The sequence below is a fragment of the Roseibium sp. genome, from assembly GCF_050301095.1.
Lineage (GTDB): Bacteria > Pseudomonadota > Alphaproteobacteria > Rhizobiales > Stappiaceae > Roseibium.
On the sequence record NZ_JBNKYW010000278.1, the window covers coordinates 1 to 22,415 of the forward strand.

The 22,415-nt window shown below is 60.3% G+C and carries 20 protein-coding genes and 1 pseudogene; 14 read left to right on the forward strand and 7 right to left on the reverse strand.

The features are described 5' to 3' along the window. The 3 genes from ACQY7U_RS24320 to ACQY7U_RS24330 form a co-directional block, all read left to right on the forward strand. A partial coding sequence (locus ACQY7U_RS24320; RefSeq protein WP_428650581.1) for a hypothetical protein occupies positions 1–1,151 on the forward strand: 1,151 nt, incomplete at its 5' end. Further along, entirely contained in the window at positions 1,148–1,915 is a 768-nt protein-coding gene (fliP, locus tag ACQY7U_RS24325; RefSeq protein WP_428650583.1) for a flagellar type III secretion system pore protein FliP, read from the forward strand. The genes ACQY7U_RS24320 and fliP, both read left to right, overlap by 4 nt. 355 nt (positions 1,916–2,270) lie before the next feature. Next, complete coding sequence (locus tag ACQY7U_RS24330) at positions 2,271–3,341, forward strand: DUF2336 domain-containing protein (protein ID WP_428650586.1); 1,071 nt, start codon at positions 2,271–2,273, stop codon at positions 3,339–3,341. Between the two features lie 39 nt (positions 3,342–3,380). Here the strand turns inward: ACQY7U_RS24330 and ACQY7U_RS24335 are convergent, their stop codons facing one another. From ACQY7U_RS24335 to ACQY7U_RS24355, 5 genes are all read right to left on the reverse strand, one after another. Next, positions 3,381–7,676 (reverse strand): tetratricopeptide repeat protein, encoded by a 4,296-nt coding sequence (locus ACQY7U_RS24335; RefSeq protein WP_428650588.1) that lies wholly within the window; start codon positions 7,674–7,676, stop codon positions 3,381–3,383. Positions 7,677–7,826: 150 nt separating this feature from the next. Next, positions 7,827–8,558 carry a MotE family protein gene (locus ACQY7U_RS24340; RefSeq protein WP_428650590.1) on the reverse strand — a complete coding sequence of 244 codons (732 nt, stop codon included), beginning with the start codon at positions 8,556–8,558 and terminating at the stop codon, positions 7,827–7,829. Next, positions 8,555–9,130: a DUF6468 domain-containing protein gene (locus ACQY7U_RS24345; RefSeq protein ID WP_428650593.1), complete on the reverse strand. Its 576-nt coding sequence runs from the start codon at positions 9,128–9,130 to the stop codon at positions 8,555–8,557. Before ACQY7U_RS24345 ends, ACQY7U_RS24340 begins: the two co-directional genes overlap by 4 nt. Beyond that, entirely contained in the window at positions 9,127–10,323 is a 1,197-nt protein-coding gene (gene fliM, locus ACQY7U_RS24350; RefSeq protein ID WP_428650628.1) for a flagellar motor switch protein FliM, read from the reverse strand. The genes ACQY7U_RS24345 and fliM overlap by 4 nt, the downstream gene beginning before the upstream one ends. 50 nt (positions 10,324–10,373) lie before the next feature. After that, positions 10,374–10,886, reverse strand: a complete 513-nt coding sequence (locus ACQY7U_RS24355; protein WP_428650595.1) for a flagellar basal body-associated FliL family protein — start codon at positions 10,884–10,886, stop codon at positions 10,374–10,376. A 281-nt stretch (positions 10,887–11,167) separates the two neighbouring features. Here ACQY7U_RS24355 and flgF point away from each other — a divergent pair, with 281 nt between their 5' ends. From flgF to ACQY7U_RS24385, 6 genes are all read left to right on the forward strand, one after another. Next, the gene (gene flgF, locus ACQY7U_RS24360; protein ID WP_428650599.1) at positions 11,168–11,908 is read left to right on the forward strand and encodes a flagellar basal-body rod protein FlgF; all 741 of its coding nucleotides are present in this window, start codon (positions 11,168–11,170) and stop codon (positions 11,906–11,908) included. A 20-nt stretch (positions 11,909–11,928) separates the two neighbouring features. Beyond that, positions 11,929–12,711 carry a flagellar basal-body rod protein FlgG gene (gene flgG, locus ACQY7U_RS24365; protein WP_428650602.1) on the forward strand — a complete coding sequence of 261 codons (783 nt, stop codon included), beginning with the start codon at positions 11,929–11,931 and terminating at the stop codon, positions 12,709–12,711. Between the two features lie 15 nt (positions 12,712–12,726). Beyond that, the gene (flgA, locus tag ACQY7U_RS24370) at positions 12,727–13,710 is read left to right on the forward strand and encodes a flagellar basal body P-ring formation chaperone FlgA (protein ID WP_428650605.1); all 984 of its coding nucleotides are present in this window, start codon (positions 12,727–12,729) and stop codon (positions 13,708–13,710) included. Continuing rightward, a complete protein-coding gene (flgH, locus tag ACQY7U_RS24375) occupies positions 13,710–14,456 on the forward strand; it encodes a flagellar basal body L-ring protein FlgH (protein ID WP_428650607.1) in 747 nt (248 codons plus the stop codon). Before flgA ends, flgH begins: the two co-directional genes overlap by 1 nt. A 281-nt stretch (positions 14,457–14,737) precedes the next feature. Continuing rightward, positions 14,738–15,544 (forward strand): lytic murein transglycosylase, encoded by an 807-nt coding sequence (locus ACQY7U_RS24380; protein WP_428650609.1) that lies wholly within the window; start codon positions 14,738–14,740, stop codon positions 15,542–15,544. A 117-nt stretch (positions 15,545–15,661) separates the two neighbouring features. After that, positions 15,662–17,644: a bifunctional 2',3'-cyclic-nucleotide 2'-phosphodiesterase/3'-nucleotidase gene (locus ACQY7U_RS24385; protein ID WP_428650612.1), complete on the forward strand. Its 1,983-nt coding sequence runs from the start codon at positions 15,662–15,664 to the stop codon at positions 17,642–17,644. A 101-nt stretch (positions 17,645–17,745) separates the two neighbouring features. Here ACQY7U_RS24385 and dksA read toward each other — a convergent pair whose 3' ends face one another. Further along, complete coding sequence (gene dksA, locus ACQY7U_RS24390; protein ID WP_428650615.1) at positions 17,746–18,162, reverse strand: RNA polymerase-binding protein DksA; 417 nt, start codon at positions 18,160–18,162, stop codon at positions 17,746–17,748. Positions 18,163–18,327: 165 nt separating this feature from the next. Then, positions 18,328–18,747 carry a flagellar assembly protein FliX gene (locus ACQY7U_RS24395; RefSeq protein ID WP_428650618.1) on the reverse strand — a complete coding sequence of 140 codons (420 nt, stop codon included), beginning with the start codon at positions 18,745–18,747 and terminating at the stop codon, positions 18,328–18,330. 311 nt (positions 18,748–19,058) lie between these two features. Here ACQY7U_RS24395 and ACQY7U_RS24400 point away from each other — a divergent pair, with 311 nt between their 5' ends. The 5 genes and pseudogenes from ACQY7U_RS24400 to ACQY7U_RS24420 all read left to right on the forward strand — a co-directional run. Then, positions 19,059–20,204: a flagellar basal body P-ring protein FlgI gene (locus ACQY7U_RS24400; protein WP_428650630.1), complete on the forward strand. Its 1,146-nt coding sequence runs from the start codon at positions 19,059–19,061 to the stop codon at positions 20,202–20,204. Between the two features lie 2 nt (positions 20,205–20,206). Beyond that, positions 20,207–20,518: a rod-binding protein gene (locus ACQY7U_RS24405; protein WP_428650620.1), complete on the forward strand. Its 312-nt coding sequence runs from the start codon at positions 20,207–20,209 to the stop codon at positions 20,516–20,518. Continuing rightward, the gene (locus ACQY7U_RS24410) at positions 20,518–21,012 is read left to right on the forward strand and encodes a flagellar protein FlgN (protein ID WP_428650622.1); all 495 of its coding nucleotides are present in this window, start codon (positions 20,518–20,520) and stop codon (positions 21,010–21,012) included. Before ACQY7U_RS24405 ends, ACQY7U_RS24410 begins: the two co-directional genes overlap by 1 nt. Before the next feature lie 248 nt (positions 21,013–21,260). Continuing rightward, positions 21,261–21,656 carry a hypothetical protein gene (locus tag ACQY7U_RS24415; RefSeq protein ID WP_428650625.1) on the forward strand — a complete coding sequence of 132 codons (396 nt, stop codon included), beginning with the start codon at positions 21,261–21,263 and terminating at the stop codon, positions 21,654–21,656. Positions 21,657–22,172: 516 nt separating this feature from the next. Next, a pseudogene (locus ACQY7U_RS24420) lies at positions 22,173–22,415 on the forward strand (flagellin); the annotation flags it as partial.

Below are 22,415 nucleotides of genomic sequence, written 5' to 3' on the forward strand. Positions count from 1 at the left end.
TGACCGCGCGGCAACCGGCTGCGGAAAGCCTCAGGGAAAACCCGTTCACTTTCGGCCCCACGCCCGCGAAAGCGGCCCCGGCTCCAGCCCCGACCCAGCCCCCTGCTCCCACTCCCGCCCCGGCTCCGGCGGCTGTATCGGCATCCGGCCGGCTGGACATCAAGGCAGGAGCAAGGTCCAGCCATCCGGCATCAAGCCGGGCGGCGGATCTGCTGCGCGCAGCCACCCAGAACGGTTTCAACCGGGCAACTTCCAAGTCCCAGCCGCAGGCAGCGGCTCCGGCTGTGACCACCCCCTCGGCGGACGAAGACAGATCTGCCCCGAAAGCTCCGGAGGTGCGGGCCGAGCCGGTTGCCGCCCCGGAGGACGACGGGATCTCCAGCTCCAAGACCGCTTCGCCGCTCCGGTCCCTGACCCGGCCGTTCGCGCCGCGTGAACGGCCATCCTATGGAAGTCATTCGATTACGCCGCCCGCATCAGGTCCCGCCGCAAGGGCAAAAACGGCCTTGCAGTCTCCGGTCGAGACGGCGGCCACTTCCCGGAAGGTGGAACCTGTCATCGCGCCGATGGTTGCCGTTTCCGAAGCGGCCCCGGCCGTGCAGGACGCCGGCACGCAGGACACTCCCGGGGAAACGACCGGCTCCGCCGGGGCGGACGCAGGAGCCACCGTCTCAATGACCGCAAAACCCGCCTTTTCCGGTGCCCCGTCCGGAAACGCAGAACCTTTGGAAACATCCGAAGAAACGACCGCGAACGATCCCGAGACCGTTGAAATCCCGGAGCCCCTTGAAGTGAAGGATACCTCGCCGGCGGCCGGCGGAGACCAGGACATGACCGCGTCCCGGGACGAACCGGCCCCTGCCGCGCGCGAAATCGAACTCGATATCGAGGATCTGATCGCGGACGAATTGACCGTCGCCACTCCGGAGAAGACCGGGACGTCCGCCGCCCCTGCCGACCAGGAAGGGCTCGCGGCAACCGCTCAGGCTCAGACCGAAGAGGCTGTCGAAGAACCCGCGAAAGAAGAGAAGACGCAAATTGTGGAGGTAACCTCCTCCCCCAAGCCGGGGCCAGGCCTGGGCGACAAGAACCCTATCGAGGAGGAAATGGCGAAAATTCTCGATGAACTGGGCAGCCAGTCAAACGCATGACAAAGGAACGTCGCGCATTGCGGGGATACGGATCAGTCGGGCTCGCCGTCCTGTCACTTGCCCTTCTTGCCCTGTTCGCAGGAACAGCTTCCGCACAGGAGATCTCCGTCGGCTTTGGCGATGAGGCAAGTCTGACCGAACGGGCCGTTCAACTCGTCGTTCTCCTGACGGTGCTTTCTCTGGCCCCGTCCATCCTCGTCATGGTGACCAGCTTCACCCGCATTGTGGTCGTGCTCTCTCTGCTGCGCTCTGCTATCGGCCTGCAGACGGCCCCGCCAAACATGGTGATGGTCAGCCTCGCCCTGTTCCTGTCCGCCTTCATCATGACGCCGACCCTGCAAGCGGCCTATGATGCCGGCGTCCAGCCATTGATCAATGGTGACATCGAGTTCGATCAGGCTTATGAGCGCACCTCGGAGCCCTTCCGCGCCTTCATGCTGGGACAGGTTCGGGAAAAGGATCTCGCCCTGTTCCAGGAACTCTCGGGCAGGGAAGCGCCCGAAGGACCGGAAAGCCTGTCGATGGCAACACTCGTGCCGGCCTTCATGATCTCTGAACTGCGGCGCGCCTTCGAAATCGGCTTTCTCCTCTACCTGCCCTTCCTGATCATCGATCTCGTCATCGCTTCGGTGCTGATGTCGATGGGGATGATGATGTTGCCGCCCGTGGTGATTTCCCTGCCCTTCAAGCTGATCTTCTTTGTGCTTGTCGACGGCTGGAATCTGGTCGCGGGCTCGCTTGTGAAGAGCTTTGCCGGCGGTTAGGCATGTCTCATGTTGTTGCGCTTCCAGGTGTCAACCGGGACCGAACCGCCAGGTAAAGGCTGCAGAACCATACTGGTGGATGGTGCAAAGGCTTTGACACCGCGTGCCCATTTGGCGACCTCTGCATTGCTCGGCAAAGTTCCGCCTCCTGCGGTGTGAAACCTGGGGACCTGCGTGGCTCGCTCCACTTTCACGCATCTGCTCCAGTTCCTTCCCGTGCGTCCAGAGTGAATATTTTTATGTATTTTTCCTTTGGGGCAGACCTGTCAAAGTAGAACAAAATTAAGATAACAATGTAACTATTACGGATCGATTTGAGGGCGAATTGCGTCCTCTGAAATTTTGTGGCGGTTTTGTGATACGAGAACAACTTGAACAGCTCGCCCGGATCAAAGAGCCGGAAGCGCGATCGAAACTGATCCGAACGCTCGTAGGGGAATACGCAAGGTCTGACGACCATGATCCCAGCGAAGCGGAAAGGGAGCTTTTTTCAAGAATCGTATTGTCCGTCTTCGACCAGTTGGACCGGGCCGCCCGGTATGAGCTGGTTGTCCGGCTCGCCAAGACAGACCGTATCATATCGGATCTCGCCGATCGTCTCGCCCAGGAAGACTATGAGCTTTCGGAACCCGTGATCGAATGCTCGCCCATGATCAGCCAGGTCGCCCTGATGACCCTGGCGCAGAAGGGCGGCAACGACAAACGGCTGTCTGTTGCCAGGCGAACAGACCTGAACGAGGAGGTGACGGATACGCTTATCGCCCGCAGCAGCCGCGATGTCGTGCACGCGCTCCTTAATAATATTCGGGCGCCATTTTCCGTGAAGGGAACACTTGCCCTCCTTATCTTCGCGAACACGGAAGCCGAGGTGCTTGCCGGTATTGCCAAACGGGCACTGAAGGACGAGGACTTTCTGGAAACCCAGATGCTGGTACTGGAGACCAACTGCCCGCTCATTCCCGCCCCTTTGAAAAGGGCATTGGAGTCCGGAGACCTGGAACGGTTGGCCATGACGATCGAAGACCTGCAGCGCGAAGGCGACATCGAGCTTGACGGGATGCACTACTCCCGGCACGAGGCCAGCATTCAGATCGCCAACGGTGAACTGTCTTTCGACGCAATCCTCAGAACCCTTTTCGAGCAAAGCCGAATGGACGCGGCGATCTGGCTGATCAGCCGGAAAATCAGTCTTGCCGACGAAGTGGTCGTCGATACGCTGAAATCAGATGCGGACGGTGCGATCATGCGGCTGATGCTGCAGACCGGAATCGACGAAAAAACCTACCGGGACTTTCTGAAATCCCGCTGCGAGTGGCTTGACCGGAGCACGCGCTCCATTCCCGAACTGGTCATGCGCTACAAGTCCGAATTGAAGAAACCGCGCCAGACGGCTTCGGCTCCCCAGGGCAAAAAAGCCATCAACTGACCCGCCTTCACGCCTTCGGGCGGGAACCCTTGCTTTTGATTATCCCGCCGGCTGTCCGGTCATCGCAGAGGCCGAGGCCTGATCGGGGCTGCGGTCTGGCGACATGTACTGTCGCCTGTATTCCTTCAGGAAGGTTTCCAGGGAATCGATATCGGCCAGCCTGTTGGCAACTTCGAGAAACTCGACGCCCTTGGCCTCGATCGGCCGGGTTACGATTTCAAAGGCGAGTGCCTCGGGGCTGTCGGACATCTTGGCCATGTATTTTGTCTGCAGGCGTTCGAGGCTGAGGTGATCACCCGCGAGCGAATAGGCGATTCCGGCCCGCAGGATGTCCCTGCGCTCCAGTTCGTCGAGCGGAATGTTGTCGGACCAGCGCGACCCGTGCATAGCTTCAAGCTGCTCGCCCGCGTCCCGCCAGCTTTCCGCCGCCCAGAAGGTATCGGCCCGGAGCCGGTCGACATCGGAGCCGCGCATGTTGCGGACAAGCTCCAGAGCCAGATCCGGCCGTCCGCTTTCGGTCAGGGCTCGTGCCTCGACGATGTTACGCTGCCGCTCCAGCGTCGACGGCAGGCTTGCCTGCCGGGTTCGGTTCAGCACCCGGAGCGCCTCGTCCGGTTTGCGGTCCATCATGTAGATTGCGGCAAGGTCCGCCGCGATCTGGGCCCGGGCGGCCCCCTTCAGCCTGTTGTCCACCTGATGCCGCAGAAGCTCCGTTGCCTGATCGAGCAGGTCCACTTCCACCAGCCGTTTCGCCAGCAGACGGACCATCTCGTCACCTTCCCGGCCGATCGGCGTTAACTCGCGGAAGTCGTAGAACAGCGCCAACGCCTTGATCGGCGGCATCTCGTCCGCCTTACCGTCCAGGAACAGGGCGTTGAAGAGACCGTTCATCTCCTCCTGAAGAAGACGCGTCGTATCGGAATCCGGCGACGCCTGAACCGCGGATTTCATAGCCTCGAAAGCTTCACGGTACTTGCCGCGCTCGGCATAAAGCTGCGCCAGGAACCGCAGGGTTTTCAGCTCGATCTCGTCGCCGCGCCAAGACGTGGCAAGTCCGGCCAGCCGGTCGATCGTTTCATCGATGTCCAGCTCGCCATCACGGAAGCGGATCCGCAACGCCCGGTATTCGGCTTCAGCCGACCTTGGGCGATCGTCCGACCTGGTCACGAGGTCGAACACGGTCAACGCTTCCTGCGACCGGCCCGACGCATCCGCGACCCGGCCCCTCAGAATGTCGTAGCGGGCAGCCTGCGCCCGGGTGACTTCACTCGGCTCGATTTCCGCCAGAACGCCGTTGGCGACCCCGAAGTCGTTGACTTCCACCATCGCCTGGGCGGCGGCGAGCTTGAACTCGGTCTGTATGGCGGGGGGATAATTGCCGACAACCGCACGCCCGCGCGGCATGGCAATCCGGGCGGCGGTCCAGTCTCCGAGCTGGACGTCGACGATTGTCTGCCAGACAGCCGCGTCCGGACTGTTCTTAAGATCCGGCCGATTGAGGTGATGATGTGCCTGCTCCGGCCGGTCCGCCATGGCCTGGGCGGCCCCCATCATCAGATTGAAGGAACTGTCTTCGGCAAGCGCCGGTTCTTCCTCCAAAGCCAGTTTCATGAGCCCCAGGGCTTCCTGGGAAAACTGATGTGCCAGATAGAACCTGGACAGGCCCATGAGCGGCTTCTTGCGCTTGCCTTCCGGCGCCCTGGCCAGAGCGTCTTGCAGTTCGGTTTGACGGGACCGGAAGCTCTCCGGGCCCTCGGTGCTCAGGGACACGAATTCGATAAAGTTCTGCTCACCCGGATCGACGACCGTGTTCAAGGCGCCGGTACCACCGTGCAGGTAACGGCTGGACAGGGAAAGTCCGCCCTCTTTTTCAATGATGATGTCGTCGCCCAGGATCTTCACCTTCACACCGTCCGACTTCGGAGCGAGCGCGACCCCCTGTGCCGAGCTGAGTGCGTTCAGGTCGACGAAATTTTGCGACTTCAGGACTCCGCGCGGCGGACCGAAGCCGGTCACGACCGTAATCGAATCCCCAACGAACGGATCGGTGATCGTCCGGATATTCTGCGGGTCCTGATAGAGAACCCTGAGTACGGAACCGCCGTCCCCACGCACCGTTCGTTCGATCTGCAGCGGAATGGAAGGTTCAAGAATCATGTCGCCTATGACCAGGGACCAGGCGTTGCCATCCACACCGACGGTTGCCAGCACCGGTTCTGTCAGATCAAGTCTCAGGATCTGGTAGTCCCCGAAGGCCTTGGCGTCGATCGCTTCCGCCGTTTCCGCCAGAGCCGATACCATCCCGCGCGTATCGATCGTGGCGTCGGTGTCGAACACCATCCAGATACTGTCATTGCGGCGGAACACTGCGCTGGAAACCGGCTCGGAAAACGGAAAGACCACGCGAACCGTGTTGCCGATCCTGCGCGCCTCCGCGGAGACGAAGTTCCGGACTTCCTCCGCAAAATTTTCAGGCGGCTCTTCCGGAGAGGCCGGCGCCCGTTTCAAAGCTTTCCCGCCGTTTGCCTCCCAGACCTGATCTGTCGTCTTCTTCTTTCCGGGGAGCTGGATGCCACTGGGAATGTCGCTGCCGCCAAGGGTTTCAACCTGCTGAACCTCGACCGGCTCACCACCCTCGACCGGCCCGCCATCCGCCGTCTCCGCTTCAACAGGCTGCAGGGTCGGGATACCGTTGTTTTCAGGCGGGGGCTCGACCTTAGGGCCGCCAATCTGCTGCTTGGACAAATCGAGCATCGGCGCCGGACGGACGATTTCAACGTCTTCGGCGTCGGCTTGTGCCTTGTTCCCGGTCAACGGCAAAGGTGCGGGAGCTGCCTGCGCCAGAACCACCGGGCTGACCTGCGCTTCCGTGTTTCCGCCCAGTTGCCCGACAGACGTGGGGATGGCAGCGGTAATCAGATTGTCCACGGTGTGCGCCGGCTGCGCATTGTGTTGCTCGCCCTCCGAAGCGGCGGCTGCAAGCTCGGGGGCCGGCAGTGTTTCGACCGCCGTAGCGGTCGTGGGCGTCTCGGAAGAATTCTGGGCCACACGGCTCGTGTCCGCACCGTCCGGCAAGGAGGTGCCGGCTCCACCTTCCCCGCCTGGCGGCGCGCCTGCCGCGAGACCGGGTTTCAATCGAGGGACCATGGCAAGCTGCTCAGCCCCGTCCGCCCCGTCCATCCTGCCCGGCCCGGTCAGCGGATCCAGTTCCGGCACATGCAGGGTGGCCTGGTCGGGATCTGCGGTTTGCGCACCACTGGCGTCCGGCGTCCCCGCGCCTTGATCCTGTTCGACGGGCTTGAGCGGAACGGCCGTATAAGCCGGAGATTCATCCGCCCGCGATTCCTTCAGCACCCCGCCGCTGCCGACACTTGCGGAGTCGCTCCGCGGCAATCCGCGCGGGTCCTTGACCTCACGGGTGTCCCGCAGCCCCGGAGCAGAAATCATATTCTTCCGGTTCTCGTTGTCCTCGACAGACAATTCCTTGTTGATCAGCGCGTTTGCCGGATCGTTGACTTCCATCGTCTCGGGCGTGACGTCGATGACGTAGGTCTGTTCCTCCCGGAACGCACGAATGTCGACCGACGGCTCGACACGCATCAGAAACTTGAGTTTGCCCTTGTCGAGGAACGAAGTGGCATCGACAACGCCCTGGGGCAGATGTGCGCGCAAATGGGAGATATCGAGCTGTGCCGGGTGATTGAACGTCACCTTGATAATGTCGTCTTCCCGCACGAAGGCCGTATCGAACTTGATCGACCAGTCGAAGACCAGGCGCGTGAAGGTCGGATGCTCGCCGACATGCATGGTCACTTCCGGACCTTCCTGCGTCTTCAGCCGGGCCTGTTCCAGGGCCCGGACCTTGCGCATGGCGGCTTCGGCCCGCTTGGCCAGCTCACGCACGACGTCGTCGGGAAGTCCGGGGGGCAAACCCTGCCAGTCCATGGGCAGGATATCGACGAAGAGCTTTTCGCCGGCCTCGAGCGTATTGATCTGGAACTGGTTCTTGAGGGCAAAGCGGATTGCGCTGCCATCGGGATCCCGGCGCGCGATGGTCACGTATTTTGCAAGATCGAGCGGCACATCGTCGACGTTGATGTCGATCGGATCTTCAAATGAGATCCTCAGGACACCGCCGGTAATGACGGCATCGTAGATCGGCAGCAAGGTCCGGTCCTTGAACGTCAGGACAATGCGGCCATAGTCTTCTTCCTGGAAGACGTCGAGATCGACCGGCTCGAGCGTCTGCGCGTTCGCGTGAGGGACCTGAGCGGAAGAAAGCAACAAATAAGGCGCCAGGCAAAGTGCTGCGACCAGACGCAAAGCCACGCCCATTCCGCCTTTCGAAGCAGAACTGCGGCTTTTAACAATGGTCAGGAATGGTCCCGGCAAATTGTTTTGTCCTCGGATAACGCCAACACTCTATTTTTAGGTATCTGTTCTTAACGCGCCCTTACGCTCGCCTCGAAAATCCGCGTATTTCTCTCAATTGGAAGGGATTTTGGGCAGCATGTCCTCTGCTGGAGCCTCGGCTTTCCTGGTTTCCTGCGCGGGAGCCACGGCGCCTGGGCTGCTTGCGATGGCGACTGTCAGTTTCTCGGCGGCCGCAGGTGACATGCGCGCCAGAATGGCGGCCATTTTCCGGGGCTTCATCTGGCGCACCACCTTCAGCAGTACGGGCAGGCTGAGACGGTCGAAGATCCGGGCCGCGTCCTTCGGCTTCATGCTTTCATACATGGTGACGAGGCCCGCGACCTCATCCTCTTCCTGCGTCTTCTTTTCCTCGACGACCGCCTCGATGCCCTTTTCCAGTTTCTTGAGTTCGTCGATCTTCTTCTGGATACGTTCCTCGGTTGCCCGCAGAAGCTTCTCGCGAAGATCCAGTTGCCCCTGCTGCTCCTGCAGGTTCTCCCGGCGCTTCCCAAGGCTTTCCAGAACGGCACGCTCCGCCGCCGAACCGCCAATCTCCATATTGTCCGGCAACACCGGCTGCCCCGGCAAACTGCCATCGGCAGGCGGCGGTGGCGGCGGCGGACCGCCTGCCGTCATGTCACCGCCTGCGTCTGTCTTTCCGCTGCCATCCGCCTGGGTTTCCTGTGCCACCGCGCCCTTGAGCGGAAGATTTCCGCTCTCCGGTCCCAGCGCAAGGCCGAGCACCTTCAGCGCGAGCAGTGCACTCGCGGAAATTCCCAGCAATGGCAACAGCCTTACGTTCATGCAGCAGCGCCCTTCCGCCTGCGGAATTCCTCAAGACGCGCGGTCGCTTCGGCGGCGGCACTGCGGATGTCGGAGGCCCGGCTCGGCCGTCTTCTTTCCGGCTCAACCTCGGGCACCGCATAACCGTTATGCGCCGGTTCAGGCGCATAGCCCGCCGTCTGAGGCGCATAAACCGGCTGCTCCACTGGCGGCTGAACCGGATAACCGTTCCTCGGCGCGGCTTCCCGTTGCTGCGTCGCTGCGCGCGCGGCTTCCGCGATCTGCGTGATCCGGGCAAAGATCTTTTCGCCCTCACCGATCTGTCCGGACAGGGAATGCGACATGGCCTCGGCTTCCTTGAGGCGGGAACCAAGGGTCTTGTCGGCTTCGGCGGCTGTGGTTTTCAGACCCAGAATGGCGCGTTCGGCGATTTCCGTTGCCGTCATCAGTTCCGAGATGGTCGCCCGCAGAACTTCCTCATCGGCCCGCAGTCTTTGCAGTCGCTTGTTCAGCATCCAGCAATAGCCGATCGTGATCAGCAACAGGACCGAGACCAACCCTTCAATGATCATTCCGAGTGGCAAAGTACTCATGGTTGCTCCATTTCGTTCTGCATGGCGCGCTCGAAAGCTGCCAGTGTCATCTTGGGCTTGCGCAGGTTCTTTGCGACACGGATGGCGATGGAATCCTCCACCTTGCCCAGGGTTCCTTCGGTGAGGGGAACGTTGCCGCATTTGATCGTCACGGGATCATGCGGATCGACGTCGAACACCAGTGTCTGCCCGACATCGAGACTCAACACCCGGCCGAGCGGCAGATAGGTCTCGTGAAGAACCGCATCGATCTCGATCTCGGCAGCGTGAATCTCGGTCGCCAGATGGCCTTCCCAGATAGGATCCCGGCCGAACTTCTCACCCATGAACATCTGGAGCAGCAGATCACGGATCGGCTCCAGCGTTGCGTAGGGCATCATGATCTCGATCGATCCGCCCCGGTCTTCCATGTCGATTCTGAGCTCGACCAGGATCGCGGCGTTCGCGGGTCGCGAAATGGCCGCGAAGCGCGGGTTCGTCTCGAGACGTTCGAGATTGAAGTGAACCGGCGAAAGCGGTGCAAAGGCGTGCTCGGCATCCTGAAGGATCAGCGAGACCATCTGCTGCACGAGACCGGTTTCGATCGTTGTATAGGGCCGCCCCTCGACGCGGACCGCCGATGTGCCACGGCCACCACCCAGAAGAACATCGATGATCGAGTAGATCAGGCTGGATTCGACCGTGATCAGGCCGAAGCCATCCCATTCCTCCGCCTTGAACACACCCAGGATGGCTGGCAGCGGTATGGAGTTGAGGTAGTCGCCGAAGCGGACGGAACTGATGGAATCCAGCGAGACTTCCACGTTGTCGGACGTGAAGTTGCGCAAGGAGGTCGTGGTCAGCCGCACCAGGCGGTCGAACACGATTTCGAGCATCGGCAGACGCTCGTAAGAAACCATCGCCGAGTTGATGAGCGCACGAATGCCGCTCTGGTCGCCCGCGATCGTGTCCTCGATATTGAACCCGAGGAGGTTGTCGATTTCTTCCTGATTGAGGACACGGTCGGCGCCACGGGTGGCGTTTTCCAGATCCGGCTCGCTGTCGTCGATCATGGCGGCCCATTGCGCCGCCATGTCGTCGGAGCTGCCCGCGCCCTGCTCTTCCAGAGCGGCGCCCCAGGCGGCTGCCAGATCCTCGTCGTCGTCACCGCCGGCACCCTGCTCGGCTAGCGCTGCGCCCCAGGCATCGGCCATATCCTCTTCGGACAGATCGTCTTCGTCGTCGATATCAGCCATTCAATCCATCACTGGACAAGGATTTCCTTGAACAGGACCCCTTCCACCTTTGCCGGATACACCGACATGTTGATCCGCCTGAGCAATTCTTCCTTCAGACGGAACAAACCGGCGGACCCCTCCAGGTCCGCGGGGCGAAGCTCGCGCAGATAGATCTGGAACGCATCCAGGATGCGTGGCAGATACGGCTGGATCTGATCGATCATCGCGCGGTTTTCGACTTCCAGGGCGATCCGGACCTTGAGATAGGTGGTCCGCCCTTCGGTCGCCAAATTCACAGTCATTTCCGGCAGGTCGTAAAACACGACCGGCTTCTGCACTTCCGCCGGGCCTTCGGCGTCTCCCTGCATGGGCAGCGATCCGCCCGGCTGCATCAGGAAGAAATAGGCGCCGGCGCCTGCTGCCAGCAGAACTGCCAGTCCGATGCCGCCAAACAGAAACAGTTTCTTGCGGCCACGACCCGAGGCAGCCTCGACACCATCTTCGTTTTCGTCACCGGCTGCGGCGATCTCGTCAGCCATTCCGCACTCCGCTTCAGCATGCGCTCGCGCGCGCCATTTATTACTAAAGAGTTAATGGTTAACGATTGGTTACCGAACCATTAACGCGAGTCACCCGGCAAAAATTGCCAAGCGGTTAACTTCTGCCGGAATCTATTGCCGCGCGCATCCTTCGCCTTCGGTTTTTACCCAGATTTCCCAAGGATTTAAAAATTGGCACGCCACGTGCATTAACCTTAACGGGCCGGCGGATCTGGGGAGATCGGCGGGCTCATCGGGGAGCATGAAGGGAAACGTTCGTTATGGAGAACGCTCAACTTGTTGCCTTATCAAGGCAATCGATTTTGCGGAATCATCTGGATGTGATCGCCAACAACATGGCGAATATCAACACAACCGGGTTCAAGTCGCAGAATCTGCATTTTACGGAATATGTCATGCCGGTTGCCGATGGCAGCGCCTTTGCGCCGGAAGACCGCGCCATTTCCTACGTGGACATGTTCACGACACGGACCAACTTCGAACACGGGTCCATCAACCTGACGGACAACCCGTTCGATCTCGCCCTCAACAGCGACGGCTTCTTTGCCGTTCAGCTTCCGGACGGAACGGAAGGTTACACGCGCAGCGGTTCGTTCCACCTGGACGTCAATGGCCAGCTCATCACCACGGATGGCAGCCCTGTGATGACCGACAACGGCCCGATCACCTTTTCCCGGGAAGACGGCATCGTGGAGATTGCCAGCGACGGCACCATTGCCTCGCGGCTCGGTGTGCGCGGACGGATAAAGGTCGTCGACTTCGAGGATGTTCGTACGCTGGAGAAGGTCGGCAACACCATGTTCAAGGGTGAAGACCCGATCCCGCCTGCGGAAGTTCGCATGGTCCAGGGCGCCCTGGAGGGTTCGAACGTCTACGGCATAACCGAAATCACCCGGATGATCGAAGTGACGCGTGCCTACGACTCCACCTCGAAAGTCGTGAACGACATGGACAAGCTCCGCCAGCAGGCGATTTCAACGCTTGGACGTATCCAGGCCTAGGCCGCTGAAAGGAACCGGAAATGAAAGCACTCCATATTGCCGCCACCGGCATGAAGGCCCAGGAACTGAACGTCGAAGTTATCTCGAACAACGTCGCCAACATGCGGACGACGGGCTTCAAGAAACAACGCGCGGATTTCCAGGACCTTCTCTACCAGAACCTGCGCCGCATGGGCACGGAGACCTCCGATGCGGGAACGATCGTCCCGACCGGCATCCAGATCGGCTCCGGCGTGAAACTGGCCTCCACCGCCCGCATCATGTCCCAGGGCTCACTGGAACAGACCGGCAAGCAGCTCGACCTGGCTGTTCGCGGTGAAGGCTTTTTCCAGATCGACATGCCGGACGGCACCACGGCCTTCACCCGTGACGGCTCGTTCGAACGCGATGCCAACGGCCAGCTGGTGACAGTCGACGGTTACATCGTCAATCCCGGCATCACCATTCCGGAAAACACCCAGGACATCACGATCTCGGCAACCGGCGACGTTCAGGGCGTAGACCAGGCCGGCAACACCGTTCAGCTCGGCCAGCTTCAGCTCGCCCGCTTCGTCAACACGGCCGGCCTTGAGGCGATCGGTGACAACCTGTTCCGTGAATCCGACGCCAGCGGCGCACCTGAAACGGGCCTTCCCGGGGACAACGGCTTCGGCAGCGTCGCCCAGTACTTCCTGGAAATGGCCAATGTCGACGCGGTGACGGAAATCGCCGACCTGATCTCGGCCCAGCGCGCCTATGAGATGAACTCCCAGATCATCCAGGCCGCCGACGAGATGTACTCCACCACCACGAACCTGCGCTAAGGCTGGAAGGTTGAGATGATGAAATATCTGCTCAAAGCCGCAATCGGCCTCTTCCTGGCAGCGCTCGCCGGCACGCACGCCCTCGCCGAAGACCGGCCGGTGCTGCGTTCGCAGGTCATGACGCTTTCGGAAATCGTCACGGTCGGCGACTTCTACTCGAATGCCGGCCAGCTGGCCTCAAAGCCGCTGTTCCGCTCCCCCGACATGGGCACTTCGGGCAATGTTTCCGCCGCAGTCGTGGCCGAACGGGCTCGGGCCGCCGGCCTGAAACTGGCAAGCACGGACGGCCTCAGGGACGTTGTCGTCTACAGGGGCGCGACCCGTCTCGGCCAGGATCAGATGCTGAACCTCGTCCGCACCAGCCTGTCCGACCGGACCCCCGGCCTCGACGGAGCGAACCTGGACATCAAATTGCGACAGGCTCCCCAGGAGATCCTTGCCGACCCGAAGGCCCATGAGCCGGTCCGGGTCGACCGGCTGGACTGGTCGCAGACCAGCGGCCAATTTACCCTGGTGGCAAGTGTTGCAGGCGAACTTGGCATGGAAATGGTGACCATCGCCGGCAGCGCCGTGGAAATGGTCGACGTTCTGGCCCTGGTACAGCCGGTCCGGCGCGGCGACATCCTGAAGGAGGACGATCTTTCCGTCATCCGGCTGCCGCGCAGCAAGGTTCCGGCCGGAGCAGTTGCAGATGCCTCGGAAATCGCCGGCCTGCAGGCGAAGACGAGCGTCCGGGCGAATATTCCGCTCTTCCGCAAGTCCTTTCAGCATCCGATCCTCGTTCAGCGCGGCGACAAGGTCACCGTCACATTCGAGATGGCCGGCATGAAACTCTCCTCCCGGGCCCAGGCCATGGACGACGGTGCCAAGGGTGACGTCATCGATGTCATGAACCTTCAATCCCGGCGCATCGTTCCTGCAACCATCACCTCCCGCGGCCAGGTGCGCGTACACACCGCCAATCCTGTTGTTGCCAGCCTGAACAGCGAGACCAACTGATGATCACTCTTTCCAAAAACCTACTGGCGAGCATCGCCCTTGCCGCGCTCGCGGCAGGTTGCAGCACCGCCGACCAGCTGGCACAAGTCGGCCAGCAACCCGCCCTGAACGCCATTCAGGATCCGACCACGCAGCCGGGTTACCGGCCGGTGCAGATGCCGATGCCGGAACCGCAACAGGCGCATTACAGCCCGAATTCGCTCTGGCAGTCCGGCAGCCGGGCCTTCTTCAAGGACCAGCGTGCCAACCAGGTCGGCGACATCCTGACTGTTGTCGTCACCATCGACGATTCCGCCGAGATCGAGAACAAGACCGAACGCAGCCGGACGGATAGCAGCGGAGCCGGCGTCGGCGGTGCGCTCGGCACCGCGATTGACACGATCTTCCTGCCCGCAGGCATGGCCGCAAGCGATCTTGCCAACGTCAACAGCAGTTCGAATTTCAAGGGTGACGGCAGCGTCGACCGAAACGAAACACTGCAGACCACGGTTGCCGCCGTCGTGACGCAGGTTCTGCCGAACGGCAACCTGGTGATCGAAGGCCGCCAGGAAGTTCGCGTGAACTTCGAGGTCCGCGAACTGATCGTCGCCGGTATCGTCCGGCCGGAAGATATTACCGCAAACAACCGGATCGCCAGCGAACAGATCGCCGAAGCCCGGATCGGCTATGGCGGCCGCGGTCAGATCACCACCGTTCAACAGCCGCGTGTCGGCAACCAGGTTCTGGATATCCTCCTCCCCTTCTGATCCAGGCCCTGGTTTACAGTCCCCCGGCCGGATGCCGGTGGCGTGTTCTAGAAGCGCCCCGGTTCCGGCTGACGACGGGCATGGCGTCTCGCTCCCCGAGCGCCATGCCCGTTCTCTTGTGAACTGTCTCCCCGGCAATCCGTTCAAGCTTCGCAACAAGCGCCAGCTGAATCCCCGTGCTCTCAAGCAACCGGATTTTCCTAACCGCACTTTCGCCGGTGACGGTGCCCCGTTTTCAACTAAGATGAGTTCCGCCACCGTCCGTTTTTTTGGGGGGATCCATGCGAATTCTGTTGCCTACTGTTTTGGGAATTTTTCTTGTTGCAACGTCACCGGCCTTCAGCGCCCGCTGCGGGAACGGTCCGGGCGGTTTCGAAACCTGGAAACAGGAATTCATTGCAAATTCCTCGCGCCATGGCCTGAAGCAAAGGGTTGTCCAGTCGGCGCTCAAGAATGTCGGCTACAACAAGAAGGTCGTTCGGCTGGATCGCAACCAGAAGTCCTTCAAGCTGAGCTTCGAACAGTTCTATGCGAAGCGGGTCAACAACGCGATGATCCGGCGCGGCCAGAAGCTTGAAAAGACATACGCGCGGCTGTTCAGGGGCATCGAGAAGAAATACGGCGTTCCCGCCCCGATCCTGCTCGCGATCTGGGGCCTTGAGACCAATTACGGCAGCTTCAGCGGCAACATGCCGGTTCTCCAGTCCCTGGCAACTCTTGCCTATGACTGCAGGCGGTCGGATTTCTTTACGAACGAACTGGTTGCGGCGCTGACAATCGTTCAGCGGCGCGACATGAAGCCGGAAGAAATGAAAGGCGCCTGGGCCGGAGAAATCGGACAAACGCAATTCCTGGCAAGTTCCTACGTCAAATATGCCGTCGATCACGACCGCAACGGCCGCCGCGACCTGATCCGGTCCATCCCTGACGTCCTGGCGTCAACGGCAAATTACCTGGCGAAAAAAGGCTGGCGTCGCGGCCAGGGCTGGGGGCCGGGCACGGCGAACTACAAGGTCCTGCAGGAGTGGAACAGGGCCAGCGTCTATGTGCAGACCATCTCGGTCATGGCCTCAAAGATTTCCAGCTGACAGCGGCACCACAAATTTCTGCCTTGCGCCCAATGACCTCCCGATGTCTCATCAGGACTGACCAGTAGGTCAAATTTTGATCGGAACGTCTGCGTCACATTTCACAAGGAACTTCTTATGTTCAGCACCAGCAATTATTCGCTTTCGCGGCGCACCCTGTTGATGGGAGCAGCCGCGACCGGCTTCACCGCCGCCTTGCATCCCTATTCGGTGCTCGCCTCGGAAGGCACGGCCCATCTGCGCCTGATGGAAACCACGGACTTGCATGTCCATGTCTTTCCCTATGACTATTACGGCGACAAGCCGGTCGACACGGCAGGTCTTGCCCGCACCGCAACGCTCATCCGCGACATCCGCAGCGAAGCAACCAACTCGGTCCTCGTCGACAACGGCGATTTCCTTCAAGGCAATCCGATGGGCGATTACATCGCCTACGAACGCGGCATGCGTGAAGGCGACATGCACCCCGTAATCAAGGGCATGAACGTCCTGAATTTCGATGCCGGCACGCTCGGCAACCATGAATTCAACTACGGCCTCGACTTCCTGACAAAAGTGCTCGCCGGTGCGAATTTCCCGGTCGTTTGCGCCAACCTTGTCAATGGCTCCACGCTTGCGTCCAACCCGCGCGGCGATTCCCTTTTCCTCAAACCCTATGTGATCGTGGAAAAAGAGATCACGGACGGTGCCGGCAAGTCCTACCCGATCAAGATCGGCTTCATCGGTTTTGTGCCTCCCCAGATCATGAGCTGGGACCGCCGCCATCTGGAAGGCAACGCCAACACCCGTGACATTGTCGCCGCCGCAAAGGCCTTCGTTCCGGAAATGCGCGAACAGGGATGCGATCTCGTCATCGCCCTCTCCCACTCGGGCATCGACGCCAACGATTTCTCCGAAGGCATGGAAAACGCCTCGCTGCATCTGGCCGCGGTCGACGGAATCGACGCGGTTTTCACCGGCCACCAGCATCTGGCATTCCCCGGACCGGCCTATGAAGGCCTGCCGGGAATTGACAGCGGCAAGGGCACCCTGTTTGGCAAACCGGCCGCCATGGGCGGATTCTGGGGGTCTCACCTCGGCGTCATCGACCTGATGGTCGAGCGTGACGGCAGCAGCTGGCGGGTCGCCAACTTCATGACCGAAGCCCGTCCGATCTTTGAGAAGGAAGGCCGGAAGGCCATTCCGCTGGTGGATAGCCAGGAGGACATTCTGGAGGCGGTCAGGGAAGATCACGAGGCAACACTTGCCTATGTCCGCCGTCCGGTCGGCAAGACCTCGGCCCCTCTCCACTCCTATTTCGCCCTGGTGGCGGACGACCCGAGCGTGCAGATCGTTTCCAAGGCGCAGACCTGGTATATCGGACAAATGCTCAAGGACACCGAGTGGGAGAACCTGCCGATCCTCTCCGCCGCCGCCCCCTTCAAGGCCGGTGGCCGTGGCGGACCGGAGTATTACACCGATGTCCCGGTCGGCGATGTCGCCATCAAGAACGTGTCGGATCTCTATCTTTATCCGAACACCGTCCGGGCAGTCGCGATCAAGGGCAGTACCGTCAAGGAATGGCTGGAACGTTCGGCCGGTATTTTCCTCCAGGTCGAACCGGGCAAGGCGGACCAGCCGCTGATCGACACGAAATTCCCGAGCTACAATTTCGACGTTATCGACGGCGTCACATATGAAATCGACCTCAGCCAGCCCTCGAAATACGGCCCGAAGGGTGAACTGGCCAATCCGGACGCCAACCGCATCGTAAACCTTCGGTTCAACGGCGCGCCTCTGGATCCCGAGGCAACCTTTGTGGTGGCCACAAACAACTATCGCGCCAGCGGTGGCGGCAATTTCCCGGGCATCAGCGACGACGTCGTCGTCTTTGTCGGTCCGGACACCAACCGTGATGTCCTCGTCCGCTATATTGTCGAACAGGGCACGATCAATCCCTCCGCCGATGCCAACTGGCGCTTCAGGGCGATGCCCGGCACAACCGTCCTGTTCGATACAGGCCCGGGCGGGACGGAACACGCCGCTTCCGTTGAAGGGGTCAAGATCGAACCGGCGGGTGACGGCGCGGACGGATTTGCCCGTTACCGGATCACGCTCTGATCATTCCGTCCGGAACAACAAAAAAGCCTTCCCCGATGGGGAAGGCTTGAAGGTCGCATGTGGATTACCGTTACCTTGGCTCGACAGCCGCAAAATGAAGATCAGTCGTCGCGATAGACTTTCTCACGGCGCTCATGTGCTTCCTGGGCTTCGATCGACAAGGTAGCGATCGGCCGGGCCTCAAGGCGCCTCAGCGAAATCGGTTCGCCAGTTTCTTCACAATACCCATAGCTACCGTCGGCAATACGCTCCAGGGCGTCGTCGATCTTGGAGATCAGCTTGCGTTGACGGTCCCGCGCACGCAACTCGATCGAGCGGTCCGTCTCGGAGGAGGCGCGATCAGCGAAGTCGGGATGGTTTTGGCTTTCTTCCTGAAGGTTAGTGAGCGTTTCCTTGCTCTCTTTCAGGATGTCGTCTTTCCAGGCCAGCAACTTGTTTCGAAAGTACTCGCGCTGCCTGTCGTTCATGAACGGCTCGTCTTCCGAGGGTCGGTATTCAGACTCGATTTCAACCGTCATAGATAGCTCCGGATTACCGTTAGGCCGGGCGCAATATAATGCCGCTTCCGCCAGCCGACAACGGTTCATTTGGGAAAAAAGAAATCACAGAAATGTTAATTCTTTCAGATCGTTGCGTAAGTTTGAGTCAAATCCGGGAAAAACTTAACCCAATCAGGCCCTGCCCTAATCCGGGAATCGGCCGAGCTTCGCCAGTTCCACTTTCACGCGCAGTTCGATCTCTTGCAGAACAGAATCGATCTGTGGATCTCCGCTCTGCTGTTGCCTGGAGACCTGCCTGGCCAGCAGCTCCAGCCTGTCTTCGGAAACCTGTCCCGCGAGCAGATCGGTCCGGACCGATTCCAGCGTATCCAGCAGGGAATGGCCGTGTTTTGCCGCGCGGGAACGCCGTTCCGCACGCTCGTCCACTTCCTGAAGCGCAAGCAACGCATCCATGCCCTGGATCGATGCTCCTCCGGCGGTCGGAGTGGATGTCTGTACCTCTTCACCGGTCTCGGGCGTGAACTGATCAGTTCCGCCGGGTGCCCGTTTTTTCGCGCTTTTGCTCTGAACGCCCGATATCGGTTTGTTGCCTGTAATGCGCATCTTCGTCTTTCCAGTTCGCCCGCGGCGCTCGTCAGCGAGCGATGCCGTAACCTGTCAGATTCTGCCCGGAAGGGTAAATGAGTCCTTGTCAGTGAGGCAATATTTGCCGGGCCGCAAGTGTCATTGAGGTACCTCCCCCCTCTGTTTCAGGTGGATATGCCCGTCATTCTACCAGCAAACAACGCAGAATCCGGTCACTTTCTAAAAAGAAACGACAAAGACGCCGAAACTGGCACGGCTCTCGCATTACGCAATTCGAGAATTTGTCAGCCGGCAGGTTTCGCCGGATCCGGAAAATGGGCCAGACAGTAATGCGACACTTGGGGGAAAAGATATCTGGATGGACCGCGCGGGCGGTGCTTGCAGCAGCTGTCTGCGTGCTTGCCGCCGGCACGCTTCTGGCGCCGGCAAAAGCGGCCTCCAGAATCAAGGATATCGCCGACTTCGAGGGCATCCGGGAAAACCAGCTGATCGGCTACGGTCTGGTTGTCGGCCTCAACGGCACCGGCGACTCGCTCAACAACACCCCCTTCACCCAGCAGAGCCTTCAAGCCATGCTGGAACGGCTCGGCGTCAACACCCGCAACGTCGACCTGAATACCAACACGGTGGCTGCGGTCATGGTCACGGCCAACCTCCCGCCGTTTTCCACGCAAGGCACGCGCATCGATGTCAGCGTCAGCGCCCTGGGTGACGCGGAATCCCTGCAAGGCGGCACGCTGCTCGTCACGCCGCTGGTCGGCGCGGACGGCGAGGTCTACGCCATAGCTCAGGGGTCCATCGCCATCGGAGGCTTTTCCGCACAGGGCGATGCCGCCTCGATCGTCCGCGGCGTTCCGACGGCTGGCAGGATCGCGAACGGCGGACTGGTCGAGCGGGAACTGGATTTCAAGCTTGCCTCGCTGACCACATTGCGCCTCGCCCTGCGCAATCCGGATCTGACGACCGCAAGACGGGTGGCGCTTTCCATCAACGAGCTTATCGGCATGCCGACAGCCGAACCTCTCGATCCGGCAACCGTCCGGATCGACCTGCCGCAGCTTTATGACGGCAACATCGTCGATCTGCTGACGGATATCGAACAGCTGATCGTCGAACCGGATCTTGCCGCCCGTATCGTGATCGACGAGAACTCGGGGATCATCGTCATGGGTCAGGACGTCAAGGTGTCCATGGTCGCGGTCGCTCAGGGCAACCTGACCGTCACGATCGCTGAATCCCCCCAGGTGTCTCAGCCCAACCCCTTCTCCGGCGGACAGACCGCCGTGGTCCCGCGCTCCGACATCTCGGTGAACGAGGAAGGCAGCACCAAGCTCGCCATCGTCCCGCAGACCGTGACGCTGAAACAGCTGGTTGACGGCCTGAACGCCCTCGGTATCGGTCCTCGCGACATGATTTCCATCCTGCAGGCCATCAAGGCGGCGGGTGCGCTGCAAGCCGACATCGAGGTGCTGTGATGATGCTGCAACCGTTGACCCCTGCCGCAGCAAGTCAGAAGAGCCCACTCGATGCAATCCAGGGCGTGGACACGACAAACAAGACGCAAGTCAGGGAAGCGGCTGAAGAATTCGAAGCCGTTTTTCTGAACACAATGCTTCAGAGCATGTTCACCGGCCTCCAGGAAGGCGGCACCTGGGGCAAGGGCCACGGGGCGGATGCCTGGCAGAGCCTTTTGATTGACGAATACGCACGTTCCATCGCCTCCAACGGCGGCATCGGCCTGGCCGACAGCGTTGAACGGGAACTGCTTGCCCTGCAGGAGGGGAGATAATGACTGCCCAGCCAAACACAAACACGTTTCCGTTTTCCCTGGACCGGCCGACCAGCCAGCAGGAAGCGGAGAATTTCTGCACGGCCCTTTCCGGCACGATGGAGGCCCTTCTGTCGGTCATCGAAATGGAAACGGATCTCGTACGGGCCGGCAAGTTGAAGGAAGCCGGAGAGCTTCAGGCCGACAAGGCCCGGTTGATCCATGAATATACGCGCGGGATGATGACGGCGAAGGAAAACGCCGTTGCACTTGGGAACCTTGCCCCCGCCGCAACCCAGTCCCTGCGCCGACAGCATGGCGAGTTCCAGCCCGTGCTCCGGATCAACCTGGCGGTTCTGTCGACGGCGCGCGAAGTCGCCAACAGCATTGTGTCGACGGTGGCAAAGGTGGCAGGTGCGAAAAATGCCAATGCGCCGACCACCTATGGCCGCAACGGCACCGCACCGCAAGGCCCGCAGTCGGCAAGAGGCATCGCCGTCAATCAGTCGCTGTAGGCTCTGCATCCTCTCTTTTTGAAGAAAGACCTTGAAAGGCTCCCGGTTTCGGGAGCCTTTTCCGTTTTGTCCGTGGCAGATTGAGACCTGCCACCCCGCCGGCTTCACCGGCAACGAATCGGGAACATTGGCAGGCAACCGGATCGCGACCTTTCAAATCCTCTCTGTTCCGTTAACAGAAGATTCATTCCCTTACGGTATTTTAGACAATGTAATGGGTATTTGTTTAGAGTCACCCGGAGAGAAAGATGTTGGATACGGGACTGGCCCGGCCGCCATCGCCGACGTACACGGCGATTACGCCGGTGACGCGGGCTCCGGAGCGCAATGCGCCTGCAGCCAAGACGGAATTGCCGGCTGAAGCGACCGTGGCACCTGCCACGCAGAGCGAAGACAGCCAGCAAGCGGCAACCAACGAAAACAGAAACACTTCGCTTCACGAAAGCCTCACGCCCCACATGGACCGGCGGCATATCGAGGACCCTGACAGCAAGAGTTTCGTTTTCGTGGCAACCAATATGGATACCGGCGAAGTTGTCCGCCAGGTTCCCAGCGAAACCCTGCGGCGTCTGCGAGCCTATGCCGACACGATCGCCCAGCAGGACGCCTCGGCAAACGCGCGGACCATTCAGCGAACCGCTTGACCGGTAGCAATCTCTTTGACCCGCTCCCGCCGCGCGGACGCCAGATCCTGGCAAGTCCGCGTGGTAAGGCCCGCCTTCAGCAAAACTTGCACAAGTACCTTAGCCGACTGCTCGCCCGTCATTGACCTGACTGCCAGCACCCATCGAGATCCGCCGCTCTCCCTGAACTTGGCATCATCAGAGAGTTAACGGCCTGTGGCCACGGAGGCTTACCCCTCCATTTTTTTCACGTCCCCGCCCCCTCTGACGGGCAGTCAAGGCAACCCACGGCAGCTTCCTGATCGCCCCTATCACCGGTCGCCCTTCAAAACCGGCAGTATCCCGAGAGAAATTACAGTTAACAAAGCAAGAAAGCACAATCATAGTCATTAACTAAATAAATTAACGATGTTTGTTAGTAGATATTTAAAGTTAAAACGCACTAACCAAATTACTTAGGATTCGCTATAAGTTTACCTGTCAGGGTTCACTAGTCATTCAGGAAGAATGGCTTCAAACTACAGAAGGAACTCTGTTATGGCAGGCATTACTCTTTCCAGTGCGCTGCGCACGAATCTTAATTCACTTCAGGCGACTTCCCGCCTGATGAGCTCCGTGCAGGAAAAACTTTCAACGGGTAAGAAAGTGAATTCGGCTCTCGACAATCCGAACTCCTTCTTTACCGCGAAAGGCCTGGAAAACCGTGCCGGCGACCTGTCCACGCTGCTGGACGACATGGGTCAGTCGGTTCAGACGCTGAAAGCGGCCGACAAGGGCATC

Excerpts from the sequence above, each read along its gene's own strand:
- fliP (WP_428650583.1), top strand. The coding sequence starts at position 1,148 with ATGACAAAGGAACGTCGCGCATTGCGGGGATACGGATCAGTCGGGCTC.
- ACQY7U_RS24335 (WP_428650588.1), bottom strand. The coding sequence starts at position 7,676 with ATGGGCGTGGCTTTGCGTCTGGTCGCAGCACTTTGCCTGGCGCCTTAT.
- ACQY7U_RS24340 (WP_428650590.1), bottom strand. The coding sequence starts at position 8,558 with ATGAACGTAAGGCTGTTGCCATTGCTGGGAATTTCCGCGAGTGCACTG.
- ACQY7U_RS24345 (WP_428650593.1), bottom strand. The coding sequence starts at position 9,130 with ATGAGTACTTTGCCACTCGGAATGATCATTGAAGGGTTGGTCTCGGTC.
- fliM (WP_428650628.1), bottom strand. The coding sequence starts at position 10,323 with ATGGCCGATGCCTGGGGCGCAGCGCTAGCCGAGCAGGGTGCCGGCGGT.
- ACQY7U_RS24355 (WP_428650595.1), bottom strand. The coding sequence starts at position 10,886 with ATGGCTGACGAGATCGCCGCAGCCGGTGACGAAAACGAAGATGGTGTC.
- flgF (WP_428650599.1), top strand. The coding sequence starts at position 11,168 with ATGGAGAACGCTCAACTTGTTGCCTTATCAAGGCAATCGATTTTGCGG.
- flgG (WP_428650602.1), top strand. The coding sequence starts at position 11,929 with ATGAAAGCACTCCATATTGCCGCCACCGGCATGAAGGCCCAGGAACTG.
- flgA (WP_428650605.1), top strand. The coding sequence starts at position 12,727 with ATGATGAAATATCTGCTCAAAGCCGCAATCGGCCTCTTCCTGGCAGCG.
- flgH (WP_428650607.1), top strand. The coding sequence starts at position 13,710 with ATGATCACTCTTTCCAAAAACCTACTGGCGAGCATCGCCCTTGCCGCG.
- ACQY7U_RS24380 (WP_428650609.1), top strand. The coding sequence starts at position 14,738 with ATGCGAATTCTGTTGCCTACTGTTTTGGGAATTTTTCTTGTTGCAACG.
- ACQY7U_RS24385 (WP_428650612.1), top strand. The coding sequence starts at position 15,662 with ATGTTCAGCACCAGCAATTATTCGCTTTCGCGGCGCACCCTGTTGATG.
- dksA (WP_428650615.1), bottom strand. The coding sequence starts at position 18,162 with ATGACGGTTGAAATCGAGTCTGAATACCGACCCTCGGAAGACGAGCCG.
- ACQY7U_RS24395 (WP_428650618.1), bottom strand. The coding sequence starts at position 18,747 with ATGCGCATTACAGGCAACAAACCGATATCGGGCGTTCAGAGCAAAAGC.
- ACQY7U_RS24400 (WP_428650630.1), top strand. The coding sequence starts at position 19,059 with ATGCGACACTTGGGGGAAAAGATATCTGGATGGACCGCGCGGGCGGTG.
- ACQY7U_RS24405 (WP_428650620.1), top strand. The coding sequence starts at position 20,207 with ATGCTGCAACCGTTGACCCCTGCCGCAGCAAGTCAGAAGAGCCCACTC.
- ACQY7U_RS24410 (WP_428650622.1), top strand. The coding sequence starts at position 20,518 with ATGACTGCCCAGCCAAACACAAACACGTTTCCGTTTTCCCTGGACCGG.
- ACQY7U_RS24415 (WP_428650625.1), top strand. The coding sequence starts at position 21,261 with ATGTTGGATACGGGACTGGCCCGGCCGCCATCGCCGACGTACACGGCG.